This window comes from Fibrella arboris (assembly GCF_041321095.1).
In the GTDB taxonomy this organism is placed as follows: domain Bacteria; phylum Bacteroidota; class Bacteroidia; order Cytophagales; family Spirosomataceae; genus Fibrella; species Fibrella arboris.
The window spans coordinates 20,304-27,963 of record NZ_JBGGWE010000025.1 but is presented as its reverse complement, the minus strand read 5'-3'; the positions used below and the strand labels follow the sequence as shown (position 1 = coordinate 27,963).

Genomic DNA, 7,660 nt, shown 5'->3' with positions numbered 1-7,660 from the left:
GTAGCCGCACCGGCGGACCGGACCCAGCAAAACGCTAGATTGTTAGGTCCGGTCCGCCGGTGCGGCTACGCGACGGAAAATTAACTCAAACAGCTTCTTATGGTCCCGGTAGCACCAGGTTCGGGCACCAGGGCCAACGCAGTTGTTGGGCCTTTCGGGGTTTGTGGCTGTTACTTAGGTTGGTTATCTGCCAGCGGGGGACAGAAAGGTAGCGTCAATTCGTTTCGGTTATTCTACGGCAAACGCCAGCAACCAGCGCGCTACCGTTGCATTGGTAAGGCCAAAAATGAAGTTGGGAAACAGCCCGATGCCCAAGGCCAGTAGGGCCAGTGGAACAAGCATGAAGCGTTCACGGACCGTCAGATCAGCCAGTGGCTCAATGGCTGTCTGGTTGGCTGATGTGTTTTGCGAACGTACCCAGGTGGGGCCGAAGAACATCCGCTGCATGGTCCAGAGGAAATAGGCGGCGGCGAGAATGATGCCGAGCGTAGACACGGCCGTGATCCAGCCGGGAAGATAGACCGACTGGTAGCTGCCCATCAGCGTGAAGAGCTCGCCAATGAATCCCGGAAAACCGGGTAGACCCAACGAGGCGAAAAAGGCTACGGCCGTCAGCGTAGCGTACTGCGGCATGGGTGTCATCAGGCCGCGGTAGGAGTCGATGCGGCGATCGTGGGTACGGTCGTAGAGAACGCCCGTCAGCAGGAAAAGCATCGCCGATAAGATACCGTGACTCACCATCTGATAAATGGCCCCGTTGATCCCTTCGGCCGTGATTGACGCCACCCCCAGCAGCACAAAACCCATGTGCGACACCGACGAATAGGCGATCATTTTCTTCAGGTCATACTGCGCCAGCGCGTTCAGGCCACCATAAACGATCGTTAACGTACCCAGCATGGCCAGGGTGGTGGCATATTCGGCTCCGGCGTCGGGGAAAAGGCCCCAGGCTACCCGGATGAAGCCGTAACCACCGATTTTCAGCAGCACACCCGCCAGCACCACCGACACCGGCGTGGGCGCTTCAACGTGGGCGTCGGGCAACCAGGTATGGAACGGCACAATGGGCAGCTTGATGGCGAAACCCAGAAAAACGGCCCAGAACGCCAGCATCCGGCTTGGCATGCCCCCCACCATGACTTCGCCCGCCCCGCTCAGAAATGATCCCGGCAAGTAGTTGCCGCCGTCGGTCATGTAGCGCCAGTCGAAGGTATGAACGATCAGGGCGGGGTTGAGTTGACCATTGGCCAGTTGCGCCTGAAGAAGCTGGCGAACATCGGCCGTAAAATCACCGGCAAGCTCAATCAACCCGGCATTGACGGCTGTGCTGACGGGGTCCATCACCGACAGGTACAGGCCGATCATGACCAGCAGAATCAGTACAGAGCCGGCCAGCGTGTACAGGAAAAATTTGATGGATGCATACTCGCGCCGTGGACCGCCCCATAGCCCGATGAGGAAATACATGGGCAGGAGCATGAACTCGAAAAAGAGGAAGAACAGGAAGAAATCGATGGCCACAAAGCAGCCTATGATCGTTCCGGTCAGGAGGAGGTAGAGCGAAAAATAGGCTCTGGTACGCTGCGTAATGGTCCAGGAAGAGATAACGCCTACCAGCATTACCACCGCCGACAGCATCACGAGCGGCAGACTGATGCCATCGATCCCAACCAGGTAATCGATCGAGGCCACGCCCAGGCTACCCAACGGCAGCGTGATCCAGTCGGCCTGTTCGAGCAGCTGATAATCGGGGTTGCCGGGTACGTATTGGGTGTAGGCAAGCGCACTGAGTAGTACCTCAATGAGTGTAACGGCCAGGGCTATCCCGCGAAACAGGGCAGGGCGTTCGCCCGGCAGCAGGGCTACTACCAAGGCCCCGACGAGGGGAATGAAAATAAGGAGCGAAAGTAGGTTCAAAACGGTGTAACGGTTATCAAAGAATCAACCAAAGTACTAAAATCACTATGGCCAGCGCCGTAGCGATGTATGTCTGTATTCGTCCGCCCTGCACAGAGCGGGTAAGTTGCCCTACGCCCATAGCTACTTTTCCCGCTCCGTTTACTACGCCATCAACGCCGAAGCGGTCGACAAAGCGGATCAGGTGGGCCAGCATAACGGTACCAAGGCCAACACCATCGACCACGCCGTCGACCACCCGCTGATCAGTCCGGTTCACAAGCGAGGCCAGCCAGAGCACCGGCCCGGTTATGATACGTTGATAAACCTGGTCGAGGTAGCCATAGTGCTGTGAAGCCCGTGCCAGCCAACTGGCTGCGGCCGGTTCGTGAAGCCGGAAACCCAGCCAGCCACCAAGGCCAACCAGAACGACCGACACCGGGGCCAGCCAGCCGGCCCCACCCTCGGGCAGTGGTTGACCAAGGGCCTGCACCACCCAGCTATGATGCGCCGATAATGGATTCAGTGAAAACCAGAAACCAACCGACAGGATGGTCAACAGCCAGACCGGCCCGCGCATCAGCCAATCCGGTTCGTGCGGGCTGGGTACGTTGCTGTTTGTGGGCCGTCCGAAGAAAATCAACCGGATTTGACGGGCCATGTATACGGCCGTAAGCCCGGATGACAGCAGCAGTGTGAACGGAACCAACGGCGCCAGTCCGCCGCGTTCGCTGGCCCAACCGAATGCCCCGCCAAGTATCGCTTCCTTCGACAGAAAACCAGACAGCAGCGGGACGCCCGCCAGTGCTGCCGCACAGATCAGGTACGTCAGGTACGTATGCGGCAGGGCCTTCCTGAGGCCGCCCATCTGGTGCATGTCTTGCGTGTGAACGGCGTGAATGACACTACCTGCTGCCAGGAAGAGGCCCGCTTTGAAGAAGGCGTGCGTGAGCAGGTGAAAGAGGGCACCACCCACGTTGCCGGTGCCCATGGCGGCTACCATCAGGCCCAATTGCGAGATCGTTGAGAAGGCCAGCACGCGCTTGATGTCGGATTGAAACAAAGCTGAGAAACCGCCCCAGACGGTGGTCAACGTACCTACGAGCGTGACAACCAGCAGGGCATCGGGCGAGAGCATCGGGTGAATACGGGCCAGCAGAAAAATGCCCGCGGCCACCATCGTAGCGGCATGCAACAGCGCCGACACGGGCGTTGGCCCCTCCATGGCATCGGGTAACCAGGTCAGCAACGGAAACTGCGCTGATTTGGCCACGCAGCCCATAAAGAGGCAAACACCGGCAAGGGTCGGTAGTGGCGCTGTTCCGAAATCAAATGAACCGGTGTTCAGGTACGTCATCAGAATGCCCAGCAGAAAGGCGGCGTCGCCAATGCGGTTCATCAGGAAGGCTTTCTTGGCGGCAGCCGCAGCGGCAGGGCGGTCGTACCAGAACCCAATCAGCAGTAATGACGCCAACCCGACCAGCTCCCAGAAGGCGTATAGAACTACCAGATTGCCCGCCAGGACGATGCCGAGCATAGCCCCGATAAAGAGCTGTAAATAAGCAAAGTAACGCCCTTTGCGGGCGTCGTCGTGCATGTAGCTGAGTGAATAGAGCTGCACCAGTAGCGCAATGCCATGCACCACTACGAGCATCATTTTAGCGCTGGCGTCGAGCCGGCATTGAAGCGGAATTGTCAGGCGCTGGAATTGAATCCAGTTGGTTGTCCAGACCTGTGTGGCCGGGGTTGTGGGCAAGGCGTACAGGCTGATGCCGAAACCAACAGCCGTTGTCAGAACGGCCAGCCACCCTGCTGCCGACCGGTTGCCACTCCCAAACAGTAGCCCGAATGCCACGAAAGGCAGGCCTAGCAGGGCAATCAGGAACGGCGTGGGTAGACTATCGGGCACGATGGGCAACAGATGATTGAATTCGGGTGCAAATATCCGGCCCATTGTGGCGGGAAACAAACAGAGATATACGGGATGTGAGTAGGCCGGCTTTACCCCCAAATCCCCTGAAGGGGACTTGGCTCTGCCACTTAGCGAACATGTGAAATAGCAAAGCAAGTCCCCTTCAGGGGATCTAGGGGTAAAGCCCAAACCGCGACGCCTTTTACCGGCAAACCCACCAGAATTGTATGCGTACTGTCACTCTGCTTTTTCTGCTAACAACGTACCTGCTTTCAGCCAACGCACAGCCGCCGCAGCAACCCCGCCAAAGCAGAACGAACGCCACCTACTGCAACCCGATGGACATCAGCTATCGGTATAATTTCGAGCAGTTGAACGAGAAGATTTCGTACCGGTCGGGCGCAGATCCGGTGATTATCAATCATAAAAAAGAGTACTACCTCTTCGTGACCATTCAGGGCGGCTGGTGGCATTCCAAAGACCTGATCAACTGGGATTACATCGTTCCTGATAAATGGCCGATGGAAGATATGTGTGCCCCGGCGGCGCTGTCGGTGCGCGACACGCTGTACCTGTTCCAGAGCACGTTTGAGCAGCGCCCCATCTTTTATTCGACCGAACCGGAGAAAGGCAAGCTCAAGTTCCTGAACCGCTGGATGCCGCGCCTGCCTAAAGATATCGGCCCCTGGGACCCGGCCCTTTTCCACGACGACGCTACCGATAAATGGTACATGTACTGGGGTTCATCGAACGTGTACCCGATTTTCGGGGCTGAACTCGACAAGCGCCGAAATCTGACCTATGCGGGAAATAATCCGGCCGAGGCGTACAAAGCCATGTTCTGGCTCGACCCGTATAAACACGGCTGGGAGCGCTTCGGCCCCAACCATTCCGACCCATTTAAACCGTTTACCGAAGGGGCCTGGATGACCAAACACAATGGCACCTACTACCTGCAATACGGCGCACCGGGCACCGAATATAATGTGTATGGCAACGGTACCTACGTGGGCAAAAGTCCGCTTGGCCCGTGGGAATACGCGCCCTACAACCCGGTTGCCTATAAGCCGGGTGGGTTTGCAACGGGCTGCGGGCATGGCAACACGTTTCAGGATAATTTCGGGAACTACTGGAACACCGGCACCACCTGGATTGGCTACAACTGGGGCATGGAACGTCGGATCGTCATGAACCCGGCCGGTTTCGATAAAGACGGGCAGATGTATGCCAACACCCGCTTCGGCGATTACCCACATTTTCTGCCAACAAAGCCGCTCCAAAACCGCGACGAATTGTTTACGGGCTGGATGCTGCTCAACTACAAAAAGCCGGTAGTCGCTTCATCAACTCTAGCCACCGCCCCTACCGATACAGTGAACGCAGAGCGGGTTGCCGACGAAAATCCACGCACGTTCTGGGTGGCCGGTAAAAATCGCCCCGGCGAAACGCTGACGACGGATTTGGGCGCGGAACGGGATATCCGGGCGGTGCAGGTCGACTACATCGACTACAAGCAAACGATCTTCGATTCCGACTCGACGGTCTACACACAATTCAAAATCCTGACCTCGCTCGATGGCAAGAAATTCGATGTGGTAGCCGATCTGACCGATGCATCGGACCATCCAGAGCCCAAGAAAGACCATGCCTGCGCGTACGTAGAGATTCCTGTTCGCGCCGATGGCAAGCCGGTTCGGGCCAGGTACGTTCGGTACGAGCACGTATATGTGGCCGGGTCAACGCTGGCTATCAATGCGTTTCGGGTATTTGGTAATGGGTCTGGCAAAGTCCCCGCTACGCCAACGATGACCGCCGTTCGGCAGAAAGACGAGCGCAACGCCGACCTGACCTGGACCAACGTACACAGTCGAACCGGCGAACCGGCTACGGGCTATAACATTCGCTGGGGCATTGCGCCCGATAAACTGTACCAGACCTACCAGTTCTGGAGCGACCAGCCCACCAAGTTCGAGCTACGTGCCCTGAATGTGGGCGTCCCCTACTATTTTGCCATCGAAGCCTTCAACGAAAACGGCGTTTCGGGTTTAAGTGACGTGGTAGGCGTGAAGTAGAGCTTATACAGCAACCTACTATGCAAAAGCAGCCTAGAGCATTAACCGAAAACAATCAATGACCTATATATACGTTTCGTAACGACGTACCTGAGGAGTTTCTGACCATTGTTCAGGAGGTGGGGCAGTGGCTGGTCGATAGCGGGCAGATGATGTGGGAGCCCGACACGCTAACAGTCGATAACCTCATCGATGCCTACACACGGGGAAACTGCCATGTCATGTACGCCGATGACGAACCCGCGGCAACGTTTATTTTACAATGGGAAGATCCACTGTATTACCCCGACCTACCCGCCAACACCGTTGGATTGATCCATAAAGTGGCGATACGGCGGCCGTTTGCGGGGCAGAATTTATTCCAGCCCATGCTCGATTTCTGTAAAACGGAGTGCCTGCTACGAAACATCCACGAAATCCAACTGGAGACCGACGCCACCCGTCCGGCGCTCATGCGCTTTTACGAGCGAAACGGTTTCGAGCCTACGTATCAAAGAAAGAGTCACGAATTCGGGCAAACGTTTCTGTGTCAGTACTACGTACTCAGGTTCTGAGTGCCGGGGTCGAGCGCGGTGTTATGTTGGTCGATGGCCGGGCGGCTGTTTTCCTGAAAAATAACCCGCGATTGGGGTAAACTTTCCGGGTGCTCGTCGCGCAGGAACGCAATGATGGCTTCGCGGATATGGCAGCGCAGATCGAATGCCGATGGTGCGTCGTTGGCCGAAACCAGAATACGAACGGCAATGCTGGTGGGCATGGTATCGGTCACCTGCACCACAAACACCTGCTTGTTCCAGAGCGGATCGGCCTCGGCCAGGGCTTTGGCTTTTTCGCGAATGGCTTCGATGGGCGTGTTATAATCGAGGTAGAACATAATGGCCCCCGTAATGCTGGCGTCTGAGCGCGTCCAGTTCTGAAAAGGCGTTTCGACGAAATAAGTGATCGGCAGGATCAGCCGCCGCCGGTCCCAGAGGCGTACCACTACGTTGGTGAGGTTGATTTCTTCGATACGGCCCCACTCATTTTCAACTACCACGGCATCGTCGAGGCGAATCTGTTGCGAAAAGGCGATCTGAATGCCCGCCAGCAGATTTCCCAGTGATTTCTGCGCCGCAAAACCAACCAGCACCGATACGATCCCCGCCGACGTCAGCACGCTGACGCCTACTTTACGACTTCCCTGAAAACTGAGCAGCAACAGCGAAAAGCCAATCAAGACGATGAGTGTCGACAGGATACGCCGGAAAAACTGCACCTGCGTGACGAACTTACGGCCCGACAGATTCGCGTCGCTGCTGATGTCATAACTACGCACCATGAGTAATTCGCCTACTTTCAGGAGCCTTAGCGCCAGCCAGGTACTGGTGAGCAGAAAGAGGATCTCAGCGGTTTTGTCGGCCACCGGATGCCGCCTGATAAACCGGTCGCTTTGCAGGTTGGTACCGATCAAAAAGAAGAGCGAAGGAAGCCAGAAGTAGAAGGCTACCCGCAGGTACGTTCGCAACAGGGAGAGCGCCGGCTCGTACCGTTGCCGGAGAATGAAGCGGGTAATCTGTACCAGTAAAAACGTGATGAGCACGCCCGCAATGATGGAAATGATCAATAAAATCCAGCCAGATAGATCGCGGTTAGGTACGTAGCCAAACCACCTGACAAGGGAGCGAATCCAGGAATCGAGTTGCTGCTGCATAGGGCAAAAGTAGACGCTATTTCAACGGAACACAGGAACTGGGCTGTTTTCTGAGGCTTTGACCAACCTACAGGACGTTCTCGCTGGTAG

General features: G+C 56.5%; 5 protein-coding genes. 2 read left to right on the top strand and 3 right to left on the bottom strand.

Annotated features, from left to right (window positions below; all coding sequences use genetic code 11):
• Positions 1-228: 228 nt before the first annotated feature.
• The gene (locus tag ACAW75_RS25740) at positions 229-1,917 is read right to left on the bottom strand and encodes a complex I subunit 4 family protein (protein WP_370731664.1); all 1,689 of its coding nucleotides are present in this window, start codon (positions 1,915-1,917) and stop codon (positions 229-231) included.
• A gap of 16 nt (positions 1,918-1,933) precedes the next feature.
• The gene (locus ACAW75_RS25735; RefSeq protein ID WP_370731663.1) at positions 1,934-3,850 is read right to left on the bottom strand and encodes an NADH-quinone oxidoreductase subunit 5 family protein; all 1,917 of its coding nucleotides are present in this window, start codon (positions 3,848-3,850) and stop codon (positions 1,934-1,936) included.
• Between the two features lie 185 nt (positions 3,851-4,035).
• On the opposite strand from ACAW75_RS25735, the gene ACAW75_RS25730 reads away from it, so the two are divergent.
• A complete protein-coding gene (locus ACAW75_RS25730) occupies positions 4,036-5,880 on the top strand; it encodes a family 43 glycosylhydrolase (protein ID WP_370731662.1) in 1,845 nt (614 codons plus the stop codon).
• Positions 5,881-5,999: 119 nt separating this feature from the next.
• Complete coding sequence (locus ACAW75_RS25725) at positions 6,000-6,434, top strand: GNAT family N-acetyltransferase (protein WP_370731661.1); 435 nt, start codon at positions 6,000-6,002, stop codon at positions 6,432-6,434.
• Here the strand turns inward: ACAW75_RS25725 and ACAW75_RS25720 are convergent.
• Complete coding sequence (locus ACAW75_RS25720; protein WP_370731660.1) at positions 6,416-7,570, bottom strand: mechanosensitive ion channel family protein; 1,155 nt, start codon at positions 7,568-7,570, stop codon at positions 6,416-6,418. The two genes, ACAW75_RS25725 and ACAW75_RS25720, sit on opposite strands and share 19 nt — an antisense overlap.
• Positions 7,571-7,660: the final 90 nt, after the last annotated feature.